The 21437-nt window shown below is 37.2% G+C and carries 23 protein-coding genes; 9 read left to right on the top strand and 14 right to left on the bottom strand.

Annotation, left to right across the window (positions count from 1 at the left end; translation table 11 throughout):
* Positions 1-54 precede the first annotated feature (54 nt).
* Positions 55-1950: an AMP-dependent synthetase/ligase gene (locus tag SOLCA_RS17270; RefSeq protein WP_014681752.1), complete on the top strand. Its 1896-nt coding sequence runs from the start codon at positions 55-57 to the stop codon at positions 1948-1950.
* A gap of 88 nt (positions 1951-2038) precedes the next feature.
* Here SOLCA_RS17270 and SOLCA_RS17265 read toward each other — a convergent pair whose 3' ends face one another.
* From SOLCA_RS17265 to SOLCA_RS17240, 7 genes are all read right to left on the bottom strand, one after another.
* A complete protein-coding gene (locus SOLCA_RS17265) occupies positions 2039-2347 on the bottom strand; it encodes a hypothetical protein (RefSeq protein WP_014681751.1) in 309 nt (102 codons plus the stop codon).
* Positions 2348-2562: 215 nt separating this feature from the next.
* A complete protein-coding gene (locus tag SOLCA_RS23800; RefSeq protein WP_281048015.1) occupies positions 2563-2868 on the bottom strand; it encodes a DUF1572 family protein in 306 nt (101 codons plus the stop codon).
* A complete protein-coding gene (locus SOLCA_RS23795; protein WP_281048014.1) occupies positions 2849-3037 on the bottom strand; it encodes a DUF1572 family protein in 189 nt (62 codons plus the stop codon). The genes SOLCA_RS23800 and SOLCA_RS23795 overlap by 20 nt, the downstream gene beginning before the upstream one ends.
* A gap of 3 nt (positions 3038-3040) precedes the next feature.
* The gene (radA, locus tag SOLCA_RS17255; RefSeq protein ID WP_042481587.1) at positions 3041-4429 is read right to left on the bottom strand and encodes a DNA repair protein RadA; all 1389 of its coding nucleotides are present in this window, start codon (positions 4427-4429) and stop codon (positions 3041-3043) included.
* A gap of 112 nt (positions 4430-4541) precedes the next feature.
* On the bottom strand, positions 4542-6092 hold the full coding sequence (locus SOLCA_RS17250; protein ID WP_014681749.1) for an Rne/Rng family ribonuclease: 1551 nt from the start codon (positions 6090-6092) through the stop codon (positions 4542-4544).
* Between the two features lie 285 nt (positions 6093-6377).
* Complete coding sequence (locus SOLCA_RS17245; protein WP_014681748.1) at positions 6378-7202, bottom strand: tetratricopeptide repeat protein; 825 nt, start codon at positions 7200-7202, stop codon at positions 6378-6380.
* Positions 7203-7218: 16 nt separating this feature from the next.
* Complete coding sequence (locus tag SOLCA_RS17240) at positions 7219-7581, bottom strand: HU family DNA-binding protein (RefSeq protein ID WP_281048066.1); 363 nt, start codon at positions 7579-7581, stop codon at positions 7219-7221.
* 61 nt (positions 7582-7642) lie between these two features.
* Here SOLCA_RS17240 and mutY point away from each other — a divergent pair, with 61 nt between their 5' ends.
* The 3 genes from mutY (at position 7643) to SOLCA_RS17225 (ending at position 10649) form a co-directional block, all read left to right on the top strand.
* Positions 7643-8686 (top strand): A/G-specific adenine glycosylase, encoded by a 1044-nt coding sequence (gene mutY / locus SOLCA_RS17235; protein ID WP_014681746.1) that lies wholly within the window; start codon positions 7643-7645, stop codon positions 8684-8686.
* Positions 8687-8728: 42 nt separating this feature from the next.
* A complete protein-coding gene (locus SOLCA_RS17230; protein ID WP_014681745.1) occupies positions 8729-9208 on the top strand; it encodes a single-stranded DNA-binding protein in 480 nt (159 codons plus the stop codon).
* Between the two features lie 157 nt (positions 9209-9365).
* Entirely contained in the window at positions 9366-10649 is a 1284-nt protein-coding gene (locus SOLCA_RS17225; protein ID WP_014681744.1) for a DUF937 domain-containing protein, read from the top strand.
* Between the two features lie 159 nt (positions 10650-10808).
* Here the strand turns inward: SOLCA_RS17225 and aspS are convergent, their stop codons facing one another.
* Both aspS and pnuC read right to left on the bottom strand, forming a co-directional pair.
* Entirely contained in the window at positions 10809-12551 is a 1743-nt protein-coding gene (gene aspS, locus SOLCA_RS17220) for an aspartate--tRNA ligase (RefSeq protein ID WP_014681743.1), read from the bottom strand.
* Positions 12552-12660: 109 nt separating this feature from the next.
* Positions 12661-13251 (bottom strand): nicotinamide riboside transporter PnuC, encoded by a 591-nt coding sequence (gene pnuC, locus SOLCA_RS17215; protein WP_014681742.1) that lies wholly within the window; start codon positions 13249-13251, stop codon positions 12661-12663.
* 136 nt (positions 13252-13387) lie between these two features.
* Here pnuC and SOLCA_RS17210 point away from each other — a divergent pair, with 136 nt between their 5' ends.
* The 3 genes from SOLCA_RS17210 to SOLCA_RS17200 all read left to right on the top strand — a co-directional run bounded on the left by SOLCA_RS17210 (position 13388) and on the right by SOLCA_RS17200 (position 15666).
* Positions 13388-13981: an RNA polymerase sigma factor gene (locus SOLCA_RS17210; protein WP_014681741.1), complete on the top strand. Its 594-nt coding sequence runs from the start codon at positions 13388-13390 to the stop codon at positions 13979-13981.
* Between the two features lie 103 nt (positions 13982-14084).
* A complete protein-coding gene (locus SOLCA_RS17205) occupies positions 14085-14630 on the top strand; it encodes a hypothetical protein (protein WP_042480053.1) in 546 nt (181 codons plus the stop codon).
* On the top strand, positions 14605-15666 hold the full coding sequence (locus tag SOLCA_RS17200; RefSeq protein WP_014681739.1) for a hypothetical protein: 1062 nt from the start codon (positions 14605-14607) through the stop codon (positions 15664-15666). The genes SOLCA_RS17205 and SOLCA_RS17200 overlap by 26 nt, the downstream gene beginning before the upstream one ends.
* A gap of 78 nt (positions 15667-15744) precedes the next feature.
* On the opposite strand, the gene SOLCA_RS17195 is transcribed toward SOLCA_RS17200, so the two are convergent.
* The 3 genes from SOLCA_RS17195 to SOLCA_RS17185 form a co-directional block, all read right to left on the bottom strand.
* On the bottom strand, positions 15745-16386 hold the full coding sequence (locus tag SOLCA_RS17195; protein ID WP_014681738.1) for an NAD(P)-dependent oxidoreductase: 642 nt from the start codon (positions 16384-16386) through the stop codon (positions 15745-15747).
* Positions 16387-16396: 10 nt separating this feature from the next.
* The gene (locus SOLCA_RS17190) at positions 16397-16924 is read right to left on the bottom strand and encodes a YceI family protein (protein WP_014681737.1); all 528 of its coding nucleotides are present in this window, start codon (positions 16922-16924) and stop codon (positions 16397-16399) included.
* Positions 16925-17011: 87 nt separating this feature from the next.
* The gene (locus tag SOLCA_RS17185) at positions 17012-17875 is read right to left on the bottom strand and encodes a helix-turn-helix domain-containing protein (RefSeq protein ID WP_042480050.1); all 864 of its coding nucleotides are present in this window, start codon (positions 17873-17875) and stop codon (positions 17012-17014) included.
* Positions 17876-17979: 104 nt separating this feature from the next.
* Here SOLCA_RS17185 and SOLCA_RS17180 point away from each other — a divergent pair, with 104 nt between their 5' ends.
* Positions 17980-18786 carry a TerC family protein gene (locus SOLCA_RS17180; RefSeq protein ID WP_014681735.1) on the top strand — a complete coding sequence of 269 codons (807 nt, stop codon included), beginning with the start codon at positions 17980-17982 and terminating at the stop codon, positions 18784-18786.
* Positions 18787-18879: 93 nt separating this feature from the next.
* On the opposite strand, the gene SOLCA_RS17175 is transcribed toward SOLCA_RS17180, so the two are convergent.
* On the bottom strand, positions 18880-19536 hold the full coding sequence (locus tag SOLCA_RS17175) for a hypothetical protein (protein WP_014681734.1): 657 nt from the start codon (positions 19534-19536) through the stop codon (positions 18880-18882).
* Positions 19537-19622: 86 nt separating this feature from the next.
* Positions 19623-20810, bottom strand: coding sequence for a class I SAM-dependent rRNA methyltransferase (locus SOLCA_RS17170; protein ID WP_014681733.1), 1188 nt, complete (start codon positions 20808-20810; stop codon positions 19623-19625).
* 101 nt (positions 20811-20911) lie between these two features.
* Here SOLCA_RS17170 and SOLCA_RS17165 point away from each other — a divergent pair, with 101 nt between their 5' ends.
* Positions 20912-21376 (top strand): nucleoside deaminase, encoded by a 465-nt coding sequence (locus SOLCA_RS17165; RefSeq protein WP_014681732.1) that lies wholly within the window; start codon positions 20912-20914, stop codon positions 21374-21376.
* Positions 21377-21437 lie beyond the last annotated feature (61 nt).

Below are 21437 nucleotides of genomic sequence, written 5' to 3'. Positions count from 1 at the left end.
TTTACTGATTTCAGTAAAGAAGTTTTATTTTGCGGTCTTTTTTGTGGAAAAGTTATGAAAACGATCATCGATTTATTTGAAGAAAGTGTAAATAGATACAGTAATAATCCTTTTTTGTGGGAAAAGAAAGAGGGAGAGTATGTAGCACTTTCTTACATGCAAACTCGCGAGCAGGTATATCATTTGGCTGCCGGACTGATAGCTGTTGGCGTTGAAAAAAATGATAAGGTTGCGTTTCTTGCAGAGGGTCGTAATGCATGGATAGTTGGTGAACTTGGTATTTTATACACAGGTGCCGTAAATGTACCATTATCAGTAAAACTGGAAGAAAGCAATGATCTGATCTTCCGTATTCAGCATTCTGATGCGAAGTACATTATGGTGTCGGCGCGTAATCTCCCTAAAATCCGCGCCATCATCGAGAACTTACCTAATGTTAAAAATGTAATTGTTTTTGATGAGCTTGATAATTATCAATCCAAGGAAATTCATATAGGAGAAATAAATAAACGTGGTGAAGAATTTCTTGCAGAACGAATGCCTGAATTTGAATCGCGCTTCAAATCGATTAAGGGAAATGACTATGCAAATATCAGCTATACGTCAGGGACAACGGCAGACCCAAAGGGAATCATTCTTTCTCATAGAAATTATACTTCCAATGTTGAGCAGGCACTAAGCCTGATGAATATTCCTGCTAACTGGAAAACGCTGATTATCCTTCCTTTAGATCATTGTTTTGCACACGTGGCAGGTTTTTACAGTTTTATGGCTTCGGGTGCAAGCGTGGCGACTGTTGATCCGGGTAAGAACGCGATGGATACGCTTAAGAATATCCCTGTGAATATGCAGGAAATTAAGCCGAATTTGTTGTTGAGCGTTCCGGCATTGGCCAAAAATTTTAAAAAGAATATTGAAAGTGCAATTAAGCAGAAGGGCGGAATAACCGAAAAATTGTTTAATCACGCTTTAAAAATTGCTTACGCTTATAACCGTGAAGGTTTCAACAAAGGACAAGGAGCTAGTATTGTGTACAAGCCTTTGTTGGCATTTTATGATAAGATTTTGTTCTCGAAAGTGCGTAACGCATTTGGTGGAGAATTAAGTTTCTTTATCGGAGGAGGTGCTTTGCTTGATATCGATTTACAGCGCTTTTTCTACGCTATAGGCGTGCCAATGTTTCAGGGTTATGGGTTGTCGGAAGCTACGCCGATCATTTCTTCTAACTCGCTTAAGAAGCATAAACTAGGCTCTTCTGGTTATCTAGTTAAGCCAATGGAGTTAAAAATATGTGATGAGCAAGGTAATTCCCTTCCTGTCGGACAAAAAGGAGAGATTGTTATCAAAGGTGAAAATGTAATGATGGGTTATTGGAAGAATGAAACAGCCACTGCTGATACAATTAAAAATGGATGGCTTCATACCGGCGACTTGGGCTATATGGATAGCGATGGCTTTTTATATGTATTAGGCAGGTTTAAAAGTTTGCTGATTGGAAGTGACGGAGAAAAATATAGTCCGGAAGGTATTGAGGAATCGTTGGTTGAAAACTCAAAGTTTATTGATCAGGTGATGTTGCATAATAATCAGGATGCCTATACAACAGCCTTGCTTGTGCCCAATAAGGAATCGTTAAAATCATATTTGCGTCAAAAAGGGCTGAATTGGGAATCAGAAGAAGGTAAAAAAGAAGCAATTAAAATGCTACAGGCCGAAGTAAACGAATATAAAAGTCAGGGTAAATTTGCCGGAATATTTCCGGAGCGATGGTTGCCGGCCACTTTTGCTATTTTACCGGAAGGCTTTACAGAGCAGAATCACTTCCTTAACAGTACACTTAAAATGGTGAGGGGTAAAATAACCGATCATTATCAAAATCGTATAGAGGCTTTATATACAGCCGAAGGGAAGAATATCCTGAATGATGAGAACTTCAGATCGTTAAATTAAGTACTCGTATCAACTTTGTATAAAAGAAGCAGGCCGACAATTATATTGCCGGCCTGTTACTTTTTGCTCAAAATATAAAAATTAAAGATTAATTCTTCTCATCTTCTCTGAAGACCTTATAGCAAGAGATTATGTACCATACACAGCCAATCCCAATCATGATAAGTTCAGGAATAGATATACCGGTATAACTACCAACAATCAGTGTGATAATCATTAATGATAATGGTAACAAAATTTCTTTTCTGAATATTTTTGATTCAGATTGTTCAGCGATGTCTTCTTCAGTAATTTCATAAGCGTATGTTTTAGAAAGGCGAGATACCGTAGGTATTTTTTCTTCCTGCGCTTTACTTTTTACTTCTTTTGTTAGTTGAGAGTCTAAATTATAGTTCATAGGCTTAGCTACTTTATATTACAAATGTATCTCTTTTTATATCAACTACATATTAATTCGTTGTAACAATATTATTTTACGTACATATACGCACTCATTATTAGATAAATAACAATCGCAAAGGTTTAAAAGAGTAACTATAAATAATAATGAAATGAGGCATTTAATTTTTTTTCATCATTGTACGCTTGAGATTGATTTTTAGGAATGCTTAGCTATTGCCAGTTACTCTTTCTAATCATTTTGCCTAGCTGTACAATTTGCCCTGTATGGTATCCGTAATGATTTATTTGTCTGTTCAAAGCTCCTAAAACTGTATACGGTTCGGTTCGGATATGAACAGTTTTTAGCAAATCTTCTTCCGAAAGATTATCCAACAGTTCAAATAAAATTGACCTCCCGTCTTCCCAAATTTTCAGCAGCTCAATTTTAGTTAAGTGTAATTCTTCAAATTCTCTATCCCTGTCGCGATCAGGTTTTTCTCCATCCGTAGTAAAAAAATCAATGAATCTTGATTTCAATATTACCAGCAATATGCTGAATAATAATAGCAATGCTGTTCGTATCAGGATAAGAAGTAAAATGCATCTCGACTTCAGATAGCTGTGCAAATGTTTTATCTCCTAATGTTTTCTGCGATGAAAAAAGGAACTTTATATTTTCAATAAAAACTGCTGCGACTGTTTTCATGTGTTATCCGAATAAGTAATTGAAAACCTCTTCAATCTTACCAACACTAACAATTTCGATATTGAAACGTTTTAAGTCTAACGCCTTTTGATTATATTTTGAAATAAAGATTTGTTCAAATCCTAATTTCTCCGCTTCGGCAATTCGCTGCTCAATTCTGTTTACAGCTCTTATTTCCCCTGATAATCCAACTTCTGCAGCAAAACAGGTTTTATAAGAAACAGGAATGTCTTCATTGGAAGAAATAATGGCTGCAACTAAACCCAAGTCAATTGCAGGGTCTTCAATTCGTATTCCTCCGGTAATATTTACAAATACATCTTTAACACCTAGTTTAAATCCACCTCGCTTTTCAAGAACTGCCAGCAGCATATTCATTCGACGGGTATCATAGCCAGTTGCAGAGCGCTGTGGAGTGCCATATGCCGAATGACTAACCAATGCTTGGGTTTCAACCAGCATTGTACGAGCTCCTTCAACTGTTGCTGACACGGTAACGCCACTTAGAGGCTCGTCACGCTGCGATAATAATATTTCCGATGGATTGGATACCTCACGAAGTCCGCTTCCCTGCATCTCGTAAATGCCCAATTCTGAGGCGGAGCCAAAACGATTCTTTACAGCACGTAAAATACGATAGGAATAATGTCGGTCGCCTTCAAATTGTAAAACGGTATCAACCATGTGTTCCAATATTTTTGGACCCGCAATCATACCGTCTTTTGTAATATGGCCAATTAAAAAAACTGGAGTTGCTGTTTCCTTAGCAAACCGGAGTAATTCAGCCGTACATTCACGCACTTGCGAAACACTTCCCGGAGTTGACTCAATATGTGCCGAATATAAAGTTTGAATGGAGTCGATAATAACAATACGGGGCTCTAACTCCTCAATTTGCTTAAAGATATTTTGAGTAGACGTTTCCGTTAGGATAAAGCATTCGCCTTTTGAAGAGTTTTCTTCAATTCTTTCAGCACGCATTTTGATTTGCTGATCACTTTCTTCACCAGAAACATATAATACACGATGTCCTTTAAGATTTAATGCCAGCTGAAGCATTAAGGTAGATTTTCCAATACCAGGCTCCCCACCAATCAGTACAAGTGATCCGGGAACGATTCCACCACCTAATACACGGTTAAGTTCGCTGTCGTTAGTTAAAATACGTTGTTGCTCATTGTAAGCAATAGAATTAATCTCCTGTGGTTTTTGCGATCGTTGAGTGCTTGTAGTAGTGGTGGGAGCTTTCCAATTAGGAATACTTGCATTCGGCTTCTCAATGATCTCTTCAACAAATGTATTCCATGCGGAACAGGATGGGCATTTACCCAACCATTTGGGAGACTGATAACCGCAACTCTGACAGAAATAAGTGGTTTTAAGCTTTGACACGAAGTTAGTTTGAAAATAGTATGCTCTAATAGCTACCGGTATGAAAAAATGAAAATGAAAGAGCGAATAATTCTCCTTCATTTATTGGTTTTCAAATTAACTAATTTTCAAATTAAAAAGAGATTTCCTCTTCGCTTGGGTTGAAGAAATGATACTCAGTCAATGTGTACGAAGTAACAGCTTTGATTTTAACCCATTTACGATATTTGAAGAACCACTTCATTCGAATAGAATACCATCCTTTGGTAAGAAACGCAGCAATATACGGATGAACACAAAGAGTTATTTTATCTTCATTTTGTTCTTCAAGAATATATTGAAGGTTATTCTGAACGTCGTCGATTAACGTAATGGTTGCTTTTACCTCACCTGTTCCATTACAGGTTGGACATTTTTCAACTGTTACAATATTCATTTCAGGACGAACACGTTGACGGGTGATCTGTACTAAACCAAATTTACTTGGAGGTAAGATGGTGTGTTTAGCACGGTCTTCCGACATTTCCCTACGCAATGCATCGTATAAAGCCTTACGATTGGCAGGCTTATGCATATCGATAAAGTCGATAACAATAATTCCACCAAGATCGCGCAACCGTAATTGACGGGCAATTTCCTTTGCGGCTTCGATATTTACTAATAATGCATTTTCTTCCTGAGTATCTTCACTGGCATTACGGTTGCCGCTGTTAACATCGATAACATGCATGGCTTCAGTGCTTTCAATAATTAGGTAAGCACCTCCGTGGAAGTTTACTGTACGGCCGAATGAAGATTTTATTTGTTTTTCGATGCCATAATGTTCAAAGAGTACATCACGGCCTTTATGCAGTTTTACGATCTTCTCCTGATCCGGAGCAATGTTATGAATGTAAGAACGGATCTCTTCATAAATACCCTGATCATCAACAATAATGTTTTGGAAATCAGGATTTAAGATGTCTCGTAAAATGCTTGAAGTACGGTCGATTTCTCCCAAAACTTTGCGGGTAGGCTCCGTTGATTTTAGGCGGCGTGTAAATTCTTCCCATTTACTCGCTAATTCACTTAAATCGGCATGAAGCTCAGCAACTCCCTTTCCTTCTGATACCGTACGGATAATTACGCCAAAGTTTTTAGGCTTGATACTTTCAATCAGTTTCTTTAAGCGCATGCGTTCTGCAGAGCTTTTTATCTTTTTGGAGATAGAAACTGTATCGGAAAAGGGAACCAACACAACAAAGCGTCCGGCAAGTGAAATGTCAGAACTTAACCGAGGGCCTTTAGTTGAAATAGGTTCTTTCGCTATTTGAACAGGAATTAACTGATTCTTGCTGAGAACTTCGGAAATTTTGCCACTCTTATTAATATCCTCTTCGGCTTTAAAACCTTGAAGATCCTGATAGGTTTGATTTCCGTTTCGTACATCTTTGGTTACCTTCAATAACGATCTTACCTGCGGCCCAAGGTCGAGGTAGTGCAAAAAGGCATCCTTCTCATAGCCTACATCAACAAAAGCTGCGTTTAAACCTGGCATTATTTTTTTTATACGGCCAAGATAAATATCGCCAACAGCATAATTCTTATTACGCTGTTCCTGATGTAGCTCTATAAGTTGTTTATCTTTTAATAAGGCGATGGTAACTCCGGTTGGAGTTGAGTTGATTAGTAGTTCCTTTACCAAAAAATAAATCCTTGATAAATCCAATACTTGTCATCAAAAAGAGCTGGCAAATAAGGGATTGGTTAGAAATACGATTAATTCTCTATGAAAAACCAATGAAAAACAAGGACACAAATGCAATAATTTGCCCTTTATGTCCTTGTTGTAATAATAGCGAAAAGAAGTTAATTATTTCTTCTTATGTCTGTTTTTTCTTAAGCGTTTTTTGCGCTTATGGGTAGCCATTTTATGTCTTTTTCTTTTTTTACCGCTTGGCATAACTCAAAGTCGTTTAAAGTTTTACAATTATTTAAGCTCTTTTATAATCATATCGATCTGGGCAGTGAACTGCGGATCAACCATGAATTCTTTTGTTTTTTGATAGGCTTCAATTGCCTTTGCCTTTTGTCCCATGTTGCGATAAGCTTCGCCCAGGTAAAAATAAGCATCAGCGCTTGGTGACTTTTTCAATACTGTTAAAAAGCGTTTTTCAGCTTTATCGTATTGTCCTGTTTTCATAGAGAACAAACCTAAATTCATGTTTGCTTTCAGATTTTCAGGATCTTTCTCAACGACCTCTCTAAGCAAGGTAATGCCCTGCATAGGGTTTTGAGTTGTTTCAACATAACAAATACCTAAACCGGTTTTAGCGTCAAGGCTTTCAGGATCTAAAGCTAAAGCTTTCTGATAAGAATCAATTGCTTTTTCAGCAACAAAACTTACTTCAGTACTATCACTCACCGTGGCAATTCCTGTTTGTAATTTGTCGCCTGCATTTAACCAATTTTGAAGATTTGGGTCTTGCTGGGCAATCTGGTACATGTATAAGCCACTTACGTGGTTAACATGCATAGATTCCCATTGTTTTGCAAGAGCCTTTTGAGCTTCAATGTTTTTCGGGTCTTTGGCTAATTGTCCTTCTAATCCCTCAATTTGTTTAACAGCTCCGGCCGATAGTTGCTTCTTAGCTGATTTTGAAATGCTTTCTGTTGAAACACCTGAAGCTGATTGCTCAGAATCAGGTTTCTTGCCCTCTTTAGGGTTTACCAGCCCTTTGATGTCGAGTGAATAGAGTGCACCAATTAGTACAACTACTGAAAGAATGATTATTATTTGTTTTCTCGACAACATAAAAAGGGATTAAGAATTACATTTCAATTTTTTCTTCAGCAGCAGCAGCCATTTTAGCTTTAGCAGCGCTGTTTTTTACCTTTTCTACAAACACTTTTGCAGGCTTAAAGCTTGGGATAAAATGTTCAGGAATGATAATGGCAGTGTTTTTTGAAATGTTACGGGCGGTTTTTTCAGCTCTCTTTTTGATAACGAAGCTACCAAATCCGCGAACATATACGTTCTCACCCTCGATCATTGCGTTTTTGATCACCTTGAAAAATGCTTCAACGGTCTCAGATACGTCAACTTTTTCAATTCCAGTTTTTTGTGCAATTTCTGCAATTACCTCAGCTTTAGTCATCTTTTTTCTTTTTAAATTCCTAACGTCTTCATTAATTTGGGGTTGCAAAGTTATGTGTTTAAACCGATTATAAAAATCAAAAAAATATTTTTTTACAGTGTTTGTTGAAGAAGTTACAAAGTGGTACAAAATTAATAAAAGGGATTTACCCTGGCGTGATACAAAAAATGCTTATATTATATGGCTTTCCGAAATTATATTGCAGCAAACCCGTGTTGAACAGGGACTTCCGTATTTTCATAAATTCCTTGAACGTTATAAATCCGTTACAGAATTTGCAGATGCAAGTGAGGATGAAATCCTAAAGCTTTGGCAAGGCTTAGGTTATTATTCCAGAGCCCGGAATATGCATGCAACGGCTAAAATTATAAAAAATGAGCATAATGGTGTTTTTCCTTGCAACTATGAAACGCTTTTGAAGTTAAAGGGAGTTGGGGAGTACACAGCGGCAGCTATTTCTTCGTTTTCTGCTAATGAAAAGCACGCTGTTGTAGACGGAAACGTTTACAGATTACTTTCCCGTTACTTTGGAATTGAAACGGCGATTGATTCTACCATAGGAAAAAAGGAGTTCAAAAAACTCGCATATGAGTTGTTAGAGCAAGCGGAGCCATTTCTCTATAACCAGGCGGTTATGGAGTTTGGAGCTATACAATGTAAGCCGTCATCTCCCAATTGTGCAAATTGTCCGTTGAGGTTAAATTGCTATGCCTATCAGCATGAAATGGTTGATAAACTGCCTGTCAAGGATAAGCGAACCAAGGTGAAAGAGCGTTTTTTTAATTACCTGGTGGTTAAAGATGGTACCAAGGTTTTATTAAATAAACGAATAGCAAAAGATATCTGGCAAAATATGTATGATTTTCCACTCATTGAGACAGCGGAAAGACTTACTGAAAGTGAGTTGATTCAATCGTCTCATTTTGAGAAATTTAAAAAAAATACAAAATTGTATATAAAATCTGTTTCTGATGAGAAAAAACATGTTTTATCGCATCAAATAATTTATGCCAGATTTTGGGAAATAAGAATGGAAAATACGCTTTTAGATGAGTTTAATGGCGTTTTTTGGGTAAACGAAGATGAAATAGATCAGTACGCGGTCCCAAAAATAGTTGATAATTACTTAAAAAAGTTTTAACTTATTCTGATAAATCTAAATTTACGTTAATACAATTTATCTATGTCTGGAATTAATAAAGTTATTCTGGTAGGTCATTTGGGCAAGGATCCCGAATTAAGACACCTGGAAGGAGGCGTAAAGGTTGCAAGTTTTCCTTTAGCAACTTCCGAAACATACACAAAGGATGGTAAAAAGGTTGAACAAACTGAATGGCACAATATTGTAATGTGGAGAGGTTTGGCCGACATTGCGGAAAAGTTCCTTGTAAAAGGTAAATTGGTTTACATTGAAGGAAAACTCCGCACCCGTTCATGGGAAGACAAAGAAGGCCATAAACGTTACCAAACAGAAATTGTTGCTGATAACTTTACAATGTTGGGACGTAAAAGTGATAACGAGCCAGGTGGCGCATCTCCGGGTAGTTATCAATCTTCAGGTTCTTATGAGTCGCCTGTTCACAATACAGGAAAAATGGATGAACATATTCCTGCAGCAATTTCAGCAAGCCAGGACTCAGCTGAAGATGATCTTCCTTTTTAGTTTTAAGTCAAAGACATCTATTTATCTATAGTCAAAGCAGATTTTTTAAAAAATCTGCTTTTTTGTTATAAGTTATTGATTATAAGTCAAATTAAAATCTTAAATTTAATAAAACCGAGAAAGTTAACATTCTATTTATAACCAAATATCTAAGTTTATGGCCAATATTATTGATACCCTAAAAGGGTTTGTAACGCCTGACCTTGTCTCTCAGGCTTCTTCTACATTAGGTGAATCATCAGGTAGTATAACAGGAGCTTTCGGTGCTGCATTTCCAAGTATTCTGGCAGGTTTACTTAATAAATCTTCTGATTCATCATCGATGAGTGGAATCTTTGATCTAATAAAAGGGTCAGCCGCATCAAGTAATATTCTTTCAAACCCTTCAGATCTGTTGTCTGGCCTGGGTACCAGTGGAACTGCAGGAGGTGGGTTGATTGATCAAGGTAAACGTTTACTTTTTTCATTATTTGGTGACAAAACTGCTGATTTGTCAACTCTTATAGGAGGAGCATCAGGGGTTAAAAGTTCTTCTGCTGCTTCAATATTGACTTTAGCTGCTCCTTTAATAATGAGTTTCCTTGGAAAAAAAGCGAGTGATGAGGGTTGGGGACTGAGCGGATTAACTAATTTTTTGTCGAGTCAGAAAGATAATATTGTAAGTGCAGCTCCTTCCGGATTAGGTAGCCTGTTAGGTTTGGGTAGCTTAACTAATCTTGGATCATCAATCAGTAGTGGAGTTCGGGATACCGTTAATACAGCCAAAACTGCCTACTCAACTCCTCCACCTACTGGAAGTTCCAATTGGCTACGTAATCTATTGTTAGCAGCTGTTGCCTTACTGGCAATATTCTTTTTGTGGAGAAGTTGTAATAAAAAACCGGATACAGCAACAGTTCCCACTGTTGATACCGTGGTCGATACTGCAGAGCAAATGGTAGATACAGCAGCTGCAAAAGTATCTGATGCTATGGCTAAGCTGGGTAATTTCTTTAAGAAAAAATTACCTAATGGCGTTGAATTGAATATTCCGGAGTTTGGAATTGAAAATAAACTGATTGCTTTTATTGAAGATAAAAGCAAGCCGGTAGATAAAACCACCTGGTTTTCTTTTGATCGTTTAACTTTTGAAACAGGTAGCGCTACGCTTAAACCAGAATCCCAAGAACAATTAAACAATATCGCAGAGATACTAAAAGCTTATTCGGCAGTTGAACTTAAAATTGGGGGCTATACAGACAACGTAGGCGATGCTAAGGCAAATCAGAAGTTATCTTCTGATAGGGCTGACAATGTTAAAGCAGAGCTTGTAAAACTAGGCATAGATGCAAAAAGATTGTCGGCTGAAGGTTATGGTGATAAATTCCCTGTGGCAACTAATGAAACAGAGGAAGGCAAGGCTCAGAACAGACGTATCGATCTACGAGTTACTAAGAAGTAGGTCTTTAGATTTGATGCTAGATTTGAGATGTGGGATGTGGGATAAGAGATTGATTTTATGGCCTGAATAAAGGCTGAAGATAAAAATGGCGAACCTGAATTTGGTTCGCCATTTCTATTATTTTCGATCGCAAGATGTCTCACATCTCACATCTCACATCTATTTAGTCGCAATTTTTAATTCATCTAACTGTTCAATAGCAATTGTCGACGGTGAATCGATCATCACATCGCGACCCGAATTGTTTTTAGGGAAGGCGATAACGTCACGGATGGTATCCAAGCCAGCAAACAATGAACATAAACGATCGAATCCAAATGCAATACCACCGTGTGGTGGAGCTCCGAATTCAAATGCATCCATCAAAAATCCAAATTGTTTATGAGCTTCTTCTTTGCTAAAACCTAAGTGTTTTAACATTAAGCCCTGAAGTTCTTTATCATGGATACGGATAGATCCTCCTCCGATTTCGGTTCCATTTAACACCATGTCATAAGCATTTGCACGAACGGCTCCCGGATCTGTTTCCAATAACGCAATATCTTCTGGTTTTGGAGATGTGAACGGATGGTGCATTGCATGCCATCTTCCGCTTTCTTCATCAAATTCCAATAATGGAAAATCAAGTACCCAAAGAGGGGCGAATGTATTTTTATCACGGAAACCTAAACGATTACCCATTTCTAAGCGCAATTCGTTTAATGCTTTACGTGTTTTATCAGCTTTTCCTGCAAGAATAAGGATCAAATCTCCTTTTTCAGCACCAAAAGCATTTACCCATTTTTGTAACTCTTCTTCCGAATAAAATTTGTCGACAGATGATTTTATAGAGCCATCTTCGTTATATCTGCAGTAAACCAAGCCAGTTGCCCCGATTTGAGGTTTTTTAACAAAGTCCGTTAGTTCATCAACCTGCTTACGAGTATATTGAGCGCAGCCTTTAGCACAAATACCAACTACAAGTTCAGCGTCATCAAATACTTTAAAATCTTTTCCTTTTACAACATCATTCAGTTCAACAAACTTCATATCAAAACGAATATCCGGTTTGTCTGAACCATAGTATTTCATCGCATCCGCATAGGTCATGCGAGGAACTTCATTAACATCAATGCCTTTGATCGATTTAAATAAGTGTTTGAATAAACCTTCAAACATATTTAAAATGTCTTCTTGCTCAACAAAGCTCATCTCACAGTCGATCTGAGTAAATTCAGGTTGACGGTCAGCACGTAAATCCTCATCACGGAAACATTTTACAATCTGGAAATAGCGGTCAAACCCTGAAACCATTAATAATTGCTTAAAGGTTTGAGGCGATTGAGGCAAAGCATAAAACTCTCCAGGATTCATACGACTAGGAACCACAAAGTCACGCGCTCCTTCAGGAGTTGACTTGATCAAAACAGGAGTTTCGACTTCAATAAAGTTATTTCCGCTTAAGTAATTACGCGTTTCATGAGCCATTTTATGACGCAGCTCCATGTTTTTACGTACTACACTTCTGCGCAAGTCCAAATAACGATATTTCATGCGCAAATCGTCGCCACCATCGGTTTCATCTTCAATTAAGAATGGAACTGTTTTAGCAGCATTTAATATCTCAAGTTTTGAAACTTTGATTTCGATTTCGCCGGTAGGAATCTTTAAATTTTTGCTTGAACGCTCAATTACTTTACCGGTAATTTTAATTACAAATTCACGTCCAAGTTTGCGGGCCTCTGCACAAAGTTGTTCGTTATCATCCATGTTAAAAACCAATTGAGTGATTCCGTAACGATCGCGCAGGTCAATAAATGTCATTCCGCCTAAATCACGAGATTTGGCAACCCATCCGCTAAGGGTAACTTCAACCCCTAAATCTTTTATGTTTAACTCTCCGCAAGTGTGTGTTCTGTGCATATGCTTGTGTTTTGCAGTCTGTTGAGGCGCAAAAGTAATTATTTGTGCTGAAAAATTCCCGATTAGAAAAGGGTTTGTCGAATATTCTGGTTTCTTTTTGAAAATGTAATCAAATGGTTTCTAAAGCCACTTTTTGTTGTTGCTGGTGGTAACTGTTTAGCCAAAAACGATAACCAAAAACAGACATTACATCGTATAATGCCATTAATGCGGCATAAATATATAGTCCCTTAATAATGTAAAGCATAATGGCTGAAGTATTAATGATTATCCAGTAAGGCCATGCTGATAAAATTTTGCGACTTTCCTTATAAGTAGCGATAAAACTGAAGATCGTAATTGTGGCATCAACATAAGGATAATCGGCATTCGTTTGTGTATGAAAAAAGTAACCTAAAAAGGCGCTTAACAATAAACCTGTACCAATAGAAATAATATGCGTCTTCAGATTCCATACAGAAACGGGGAGCGGATCTGTTTTGGGCCTGTTCCATTGCCACCAGCCATAAAATCCCATTAATACATAGTAAGAATTTAAAATGGATTCAGAATATAATCTGGATGTCATAAACAGATAAATACTAAGTAATGACGCCAGAATGCCAAATGGCCATGCAATTACTTTTTCTTTCATCAAATACCATAAGTACAGAATGCTGAATAGCGATGCGACTATTTCAATGGTTAAGTCTATGTTCATATTTAAATTTAAGCTCACGAAAGAGGCGCCAAAGATAGGGGAAATCAATTCATATGCTGATGGATATAATAGAGCTGATCAAATTGTTTAATGAGTAAAATGATAAATTTAGACATATTATAAAAAAAAGATTCTATTGTATGCAACATTTGATTTGGTGATCATGTCATTAGAACGAAATACAAACCAATTGGAAACATTAACACTTGATAAACACTTCGACCTGGTAGAGAAATGCCGGACGGGTAGCAGTAAAGCTCAATATGAGTTGTACCGCTTGTATTCGCGCAGCATGTTCAGCGTGGCAATGCGGATTTTAAATGATACAGGAGATGCGGAAGATGTGTTGCAGGAATCATTTATTGACGCTTTTGATAAGCTAGAATCGTTTCGAAGCGAATCTACTTTTGGCGCATGGCTGAAACGTATTGTAATCAATAACTCAATTAATTACCTGAGAGCTCGCAGGGTAAAGTTTGAGGATATAGACGCACATCCTAATGTAGATGTTGTTGATGAAGTGTTTGATGAAGAAGAATTGGTTTTGCAAGTACAGGAGGTAAGGGCGGCCATACAAAAGCTTGCAGATGGTTACCGAACGGTTTTAACGTTGTATTTGCTGGAAGGATATGATCACGAAGAGATTGCAGAAATCCTTAGAATAAGCGAATCAACATCCCGAACTCAGTACATAAGAGCTAAAAAAAGGTTGCTCGAATTGCTAAAGTGAAATTGAAACTAACTGATAAATAAAAAAGAAGAATAATAACCAGATGAAAGAAGGGAGGAGAGCATATCTCAAATCCGGCCTGAATTCTAAAACTTGTATAAAAATGAAACATCGTTTGGAACGCTTTGTAGATGAACACCGTGAGGAGTTTGATGTTTATGAACCTAGTCCTGCGGTTTGGCAGTCAATCGAAAAAACTATGCGGAATGAGCCCAAAAAACTTAAAGTAAGTTTTAACTGGCGAATTGCAGCGGCTATAGCATTGATAATTGGTTTTGGCCTTACTGTTTTCAGACTAGCAAATCGTGGTGCTGAACCTGAAGAAACATTGGCACAGGTTAATCCTGAATATGCCGAAACGGCTTATCATATGGCATCATTGATCGAAATTAAGCGTGGTGAGCTAAAACGGATTCAAAAAGAGCAACCTCAGTTGTACCAGGAGTTTTCGGAAGATCTCGAAAAGCTGGATAACAATTATCAAAATATGAAAATACAATTGGGTGCAGCTCCTGACCAGGAAAAACTGGTGGAAGCCATGATTCAAAATCTTCAATTGCAGATCGATCTGTTAAATCAACAGTTAATAATAATTCAACGCATTAATAATAAGAACAAGCAGTATGAGAACAAGAGTATTACACTTTAATTTTTTTCTGATAGCTTTTTTATTGCTCGGAGGGAATGCTTTTGCGAACGGAGAGTTCGTGGGGGGAATGGCAGCTCAAAAAGTGAAGAAAATTATAAGAACGTATCAGGTTAATTCAAAGGACGCACTTTACATCGATAATAAATTCGGCTCGGTTACGATTAACACTTGGGACAAAAACGAATTTAAAGTAGAAATTAACGTTGTTGCCAATGACGATAATGATGAGAAGGCTCAAAAGCAACTTGACCGTGTTACAATTTCTGACAGTAAGAGTGGTAGTGAGGTTAGATTTGTAACCAATATAGCGAGTGGTAATAGCTGGAACTGGAAAGGCAAAGGTGACGATAAGCGTGGTTTGGAAATCAACTATGTGGTAAATATGCCTAAAAGCAACCAACTAAGTATTACCAATAAATATGGGTCTGTGATAATTCCTGATTTTAGTGGCCCGTTTGCACTTGATTTATCCTATGGAAGTTTTACAGGAGGGAGTCTTCGAAGTACCGAAAACTCACTAACAGTAAGGTATGGTAGTGCCACTATGGAAAGTATAAAAAAGGGTAGCCTGGATGTTTCGTATTCAAAACTGAATATTCAGAAAGGTGGCGAGTTATCAGTATCTCATCGTTATGGTTCTTTGGATATTAATGAGGTAGATGTTATCAATGCCAATATTGATTATTCGAGTATAAGAATCAATACGATTAATCAATCGGGAACTATTGACAGTAAATATTCGAGTGGTGTTAAGCTGTCAAATGTTTCGCGAAGCTTGAAAAGTTTAGTCATTAATTCAGCTTATTCAGGTGTGAATTTGGGATTTGCAGAGAATGCGGCATTTGATTTCTCTGTGAATGTATCTTACGGAGATTTTGGCTATGATCGTAATAAAGCTTCGAATGTTTCTCAATCAGGTAATGATGAAGAAAAAGGGTGGAAACCTTCTAAAAGTTTCAGCGGACGTTACGGTACTGGTGCAGTCAACGGTAAGATATCAATCAGTGCTAAATACGGAAGTGTGAAGTTTAATTAAGTTTATAGTATAGATAAGTAAAGGAGTTATGGTAAAACATAACTCCTTTTTTATGACATTATTCCTACTAAAACTGAATTAATAACCTACTGTAAAACGCTTTTTGATAAACTGAGGTTTTTCAATTTCGTTTACAATAGCGACTGCTAAGTCCTGAACGGAGATTTTACTTTCATCTTTATCATTAAATACGGGTTGATCTGTACCAGTACGAAAAACACCTGTACGCTGACCAGGCTGAAGAAGTATAGCCGGACTAAGGAAAGTCCAATCTAATTGGGTTTCTTCTTTTAATGTATTCAATGCCTCACGTGCTGCTAATGCACCCTGCTTCCATTCTTGAGGAAATTGAGGTGTATCAACTAACTGCACACCTGGTGCAACCTCTAAGCTTCCTGCACCTCCCACAACCAATAATCTTTTTACGCCAGATTGCTTCACAGTCGCTGTAATTGCATCAGAGCCGTTAATAAAATCATTGTAGATATTGGGATTTGTCCATCCGGCATTATAAGCACTGATTACAGCCTCATGACCAGCTAAAAGTTGAGCAAGTTTACCTTCATCAAAAACATCTGCCTCCGCAATACTTAGATTAGCTTGCGGGGTAATTTTGTGGGTGTTACGTGCTATGGCAGTTACCTTGTGACCTCTGTTTAATAATTCAACTAAAATAGCAGAGCCTACAAACCCTGTAGCCCCTATTAATGCAATATTCATGATATGTTTGTTATGATTTTACTAATTCTGCGGTGATGTCCAGTTTTACTTCATCGCCAACAACAACACCTCCAGTTTCGGTTAATCCATTCCATATTAATCCAAAATCCTTGCGGTTAATCTTTCCCTCTAGTTCAAAGGCTGCTACATCGTCAACGCCAAAGCCTTTTACGGTTCCATTATATTCCGCATCAAGTGTAATAGATTTGGTTACTCCTCTAATGGTAAGGTTGCCATTTAATTGATAATCTCTATCGTCTTTTTTACTGATGGAGGTAGAAACAAAGGTGAGTTTAGGGTGGTTGGCGGCGTCAAAAAAGTCAGCGGATTTTAAATGCCCGTCTCGCTGTTCATTTTTGGTAGAGATACTGTTTATATCAGCTTCAAAACTTACTTTGGCATCACTGAAATCTGCTTGTGTAGTTTCAACTGTGCCGTTAAAATTGCTGAAATACCCCGTAACGCTTGAAATAACCAAATGTTTTACTTTGAATTTTACTTCAGTGTGGTTAGGGTCTAAATTCCATGTTGTTGCCATAAGTCATTAATTTTTATTGTGATACCATTGAAAAATTAACAATACAAAGGTGAAACAATCTACTTAAAGCAATGAAGGACAGAATGCTTAATGAATGGTACTATTTGAACATTGACTTCTAAACTCCTCGGGGGTATGTCCATTTTTCTTTTTAAAAAACCTGCTGAAATAGGAAGGGTCATCAAAGCCAAGTTGAAAAGCGATCTCTTTAATAGTTTGATTGCTGTAACCTGTTAATCGTTTGGCCTCCAGGTTGATCCTTTCAGCCAGAAGAGAAGTTACGGTTTTTCCGACGATCTTTTTGCATATTTCATTCAATCTTTTTGGAGTAAGATTTAGTGACGATGCGTAGAATGGTGCTAAATGTTCACGAGTGAAATTAAGTTCAATAAGATTCTGTAGTTTATTGATCCGTTCAGCATCATGGGAAGTTGAGTCAAAAAGCTTATGTGTAACACGATAAGCTCTTGCCACAATTTCAAGAAAAAGTTTTAGGTAGGATTTTAGAATGTTTTGACAAGAATCGGCACGTCGAGACTCTTTATTGATAGCTTTTATGAGTGAAAGTAGTACTTCTTTATCCTCACCCATGGGTATCATGCTTGTATTAGCTCCGGATTTATGAAATAGAGTGTATTGTTGAAGAAATGCTATCTCTTCATCCGTTCGGGAAAAGGCGGCTGCTGTAAAAGTGATAATAATCCCCTCGAATTTTTTTGTTTTAAGTTGATGAATCTGACCCGGGCTGATAAATGTTAATGTTTCAGGATATACCTCAAAGTCATTAAAGTCAAGTCGTTGTGAGCCTTGGGCGTTTTCAAAGTAGATGATTTCATAAAACTCATGCCGATGCGGTTCTAATGAAGAGATACCAGCAGAGCCACTTAGATTAAAGGTTCTAATTATATCTTGCCCTAACGAATGCACTGGGATTCCCCTAAGATCAATCATGCTCATAAAACTTTGAAATCATATAAAAGTTTCGCAAAGGTAACTGTGTACAATTTCAGCATAATATTTATCTTCGGCGGTCATTTAAACTAAAAAAATCTTCTATGGAGTGGATCTCTAATCCTGACGCGTGGTTGGGACTATTAACCCTAACCTTTCTTGAAATTGTATTAGGTGTGGATAATATCATATTCATATCTATTGCCGCTGGCAAATTACCTCGTGAGCAACAGGCAAAAGCAACAAATGTTGGCTTGTTTCTGGCTATGATCATGAGAATTATTCTTTTATTGGGCATCAATGTGCTTATTTCCATGAAACAGCCTTGGATTGAGTTTCACCTTTCTTGGTTTCATGGGGCCTTTTCCGGACAAAGCCTCATTCTTTTGGCTGGTGGTATTTTTCTTCTTTATAAAAGTACTTCCGAAATTCACCATAAGTTGGAAGGAATGGAACACACTGAAACTTCAACTACAAAAAAAGCCGTTAATACTTTAGGAGCTGCTATTGTTCAAATAACGGTTATTAACATTGTGTTTTCTTTCGACTCTATTTTAACAGCTGTAGGTATGACCAACGGTTTGCCTAATGCGCTAACGTTAATGATTATTGCGGTGGTAATTTCAATGCTTATCATGATGGCGTTTGCAACGCCGGTTGGACGCTTTGTGAATGAACACCCAACTATCCAAATGCTTGGATTGGCATTCCTAATTCTGATTGGCTTTATGTTGATTACTGAATCAGCACACTTAGCACATCTTTCAGTACTTGGAAATGAAGTAGGAGCAATCCCTAAAGGTTATTTATACTTTGCAATTGCCTTCTCCTTAGGTGTAGAGTTTTTAAATATGCGTTTGAGAAAAAAAGGTACTGTAGTTCACTTACATGGGCCTAAAATTGAGGGCTAAGTAATAAGTAATATAACATAAACATAAAGGTCCTGATACATAATGTATCAGGACCTTTTGCATTTATTAGGATGTGATTCCTTTATATGATTCCTACTGGTTCTGCGAAACTTTAGTACTATCGGTTTGTGCCAGTATTTGTAGGGTTAATGGGGTATATCCAGCAGACTTTAATGTAATTAGACCATATGCAGTTTCTCCGTTTTTAATATTCTTTCCTAAAATATTGTAGGTGGTCAATTCACTTTTAAACTTACTGTTTGCACTGCCGGCAATAATCATATTACCTGCAGAAATTGCAGGGCCTAACATGAAACCTAAAGGAAATGAAGTCTTTTGGCCTCCATCTTCAGTTATAGTTAGTTTAGTAGGTGTTAATAAGAGATACAACAAATAAATTGGTACGCTTTGTTTAACTTCATTGAATGCTATTTCCGGATCTACAATCGTAGCAGGGATTTCATTAGATAAAAGTTTAATATCCTCATTAAATACTAAATTTTTCCCAGAGTTGTTTTTAATCTTAATTGCGACAAAATGATTTTGAGTTTTTAATTCCCTTCTTGCATATTTAGCGTTTCCTCTCTCTTGGAGTACATTATAAGAATAGGATAGCTTAACATTTTTATTGCTGCTTTCACTTTGAAAATTGAGTGTTTCAGGAGAAATTGATTTAAAACTTGAGGCGCAACTTGTTAACAATACCGCACTGGCAATTGTCAGGGTTGTTTTTCGTAAAAATGTATTCATAAATATTAATTAAAATGTTTCTTTAAATAGCAGTAAACGTATTTCTGGTTTAAACAATTCAAACAGGTTGATTTTGCGCGTTGATTTTATAAAACCCGACAAAGAAGCCCTTTTAAATATTCTGATTCGGGAAATGAGGCAAGTACAGGATGGTCTGCCGGTTGTATAAATTGTTCAACAAACTGAACTTCTTTTCCGGCATCCAATGCCGCCCAGGCAACTGCCTGTTTGAGCATAGAAAGTTCTATTCCTCCCGAACATGAAAAGGTTGCCAATAAGCCACCTGGTTCTAGTATTTTTAATGCTTGTAAGTTTAAATCTTTGTAGGCTCTCAACGCTCTGTCAACTGCTGAACGATTTGGCGCTAATTTTGGCGGGTCGAGAATAATAAGATCGAATTTTTTGTTTTCCTGCTGAAAACGCCGAAGTGTTGTATTTACATCACCACGCACTAAATCTTCTTCTTTAAACCCAATTTCATTTGCCTGATGATTTCTTTTTACCATCTCAATCGCCAAAGGAGATGAATCAACACTGATTACAGATTTAGCTCCTACTTTTTTAGCATTTAAAGTGAAACCACCTGCATAGCAAAAACAGTCCAACACATCAAGGTTTTTGCAATATTCCGCAATAGCTTTTCTCGTTACTCGTTGATCTAGAAAATAGCCTGATTTCTGACCATCTGGAATATTTACAACGAAGGTTAATCCATTCTCTTTTATCTGCGTGAACTCTTCAGGTTCAGATCCAGCCAATAAACCGTTTGATGCCTTTAATCCTTCAAGACTTCTTGCCGAAGCATCGCTACGTTCATAGATTCCTTTTGGCTTTAGGATAGCATTTAATGCGTCAACAATAATGGCTTTACGTGCTTCAATCCCAACAGTTAAAATTTGTACTACAAGATAATCAGCATATTTATCAACTATTAAACCCGGTAATCCATCAGCCTCACTATAAACGAGACGAAAAGAATCTGTATCAGTAGATTTGAATAAATCACTGCGACGATTTATTGCTCTTTCAAGTTTGTTTTTCCACCAATTATCGTCTACAATGTGCTCTTCATTCCATTCGATAGCTCTTACTGTTATTTTGGATTGATCATTGTAATATCCGTAAGCTAAAAAATCACCTTTACTATTAACCAGTTTGATAATTTCACCTGCATTCGGATTTGTTTTTATATGATCGATCGCGCCGGAAAAAACCCAAGGATGATGCTGTTTAACCGCTTTTTCTTTTCCTGCTTTTAGTTGAATGGTTTTCATGGTACAAATATAGGATTACATTTTTGGGTGAAGGCGATAACTAATGAAACTGTTGGGCAATTTTCAGTCGGTGAAATCTTCCATAATATTACTTTTGTACTATGCTATATAATTTTGGAGAAGAATCATCAGTTTCCACGGATGAGTTTTACATGAAGCAGGCATTGAAAGAAGCTCAGATTGCTTTTGATGCTGACGAAGTTCCTGTTGGAGCCGTAGTAGTTTGCCGGAACCGTGTAATTGCAAGAGCACATAATCTTACAGAACGCTTGAATGACGTTACAGCGCATGCAGAAATGCAGGTTATCACTGCAGCAGCAAGCTTTTTAGGAGGTAAATATTTAGATGAATGCGTACTGTATGTAACGCTTGAACCATGTGTAATGTGTTCGGGGGCGCTTCAATGGGCACAAGTAGGGAAAATAGTATTCGGCGCTTTTGATCCTAAAAGAGGTTTTTCGAGAATGATTCCGAGCCCTTTGCATCCTAAGACAGAATATGTTGGAGGAGTATTAGAAAATGAATGTGGCCAATTAATAAAGGATTTTTTTAAGAAGAAAAGATAAATAGATAAATCTGTATCTTCCTATGTGTGTTCTAATTATGAAAATCTTGCAATAAGCCAAT

The organism is Solitalea canadensis DSM 3403 (genome assembly GCF_000242635.2).
Lineage (GTDB): Bacteria > Bacteroidota > Bacteroidia > Sphingobacteriales > Sphingobacteriaceae > Solitalea > Solitalea canadensis.
Note: the sequence above shows the minus strand (reverse complement) of the source record. Positions and strands in the feature narration are given on the sequence as shown.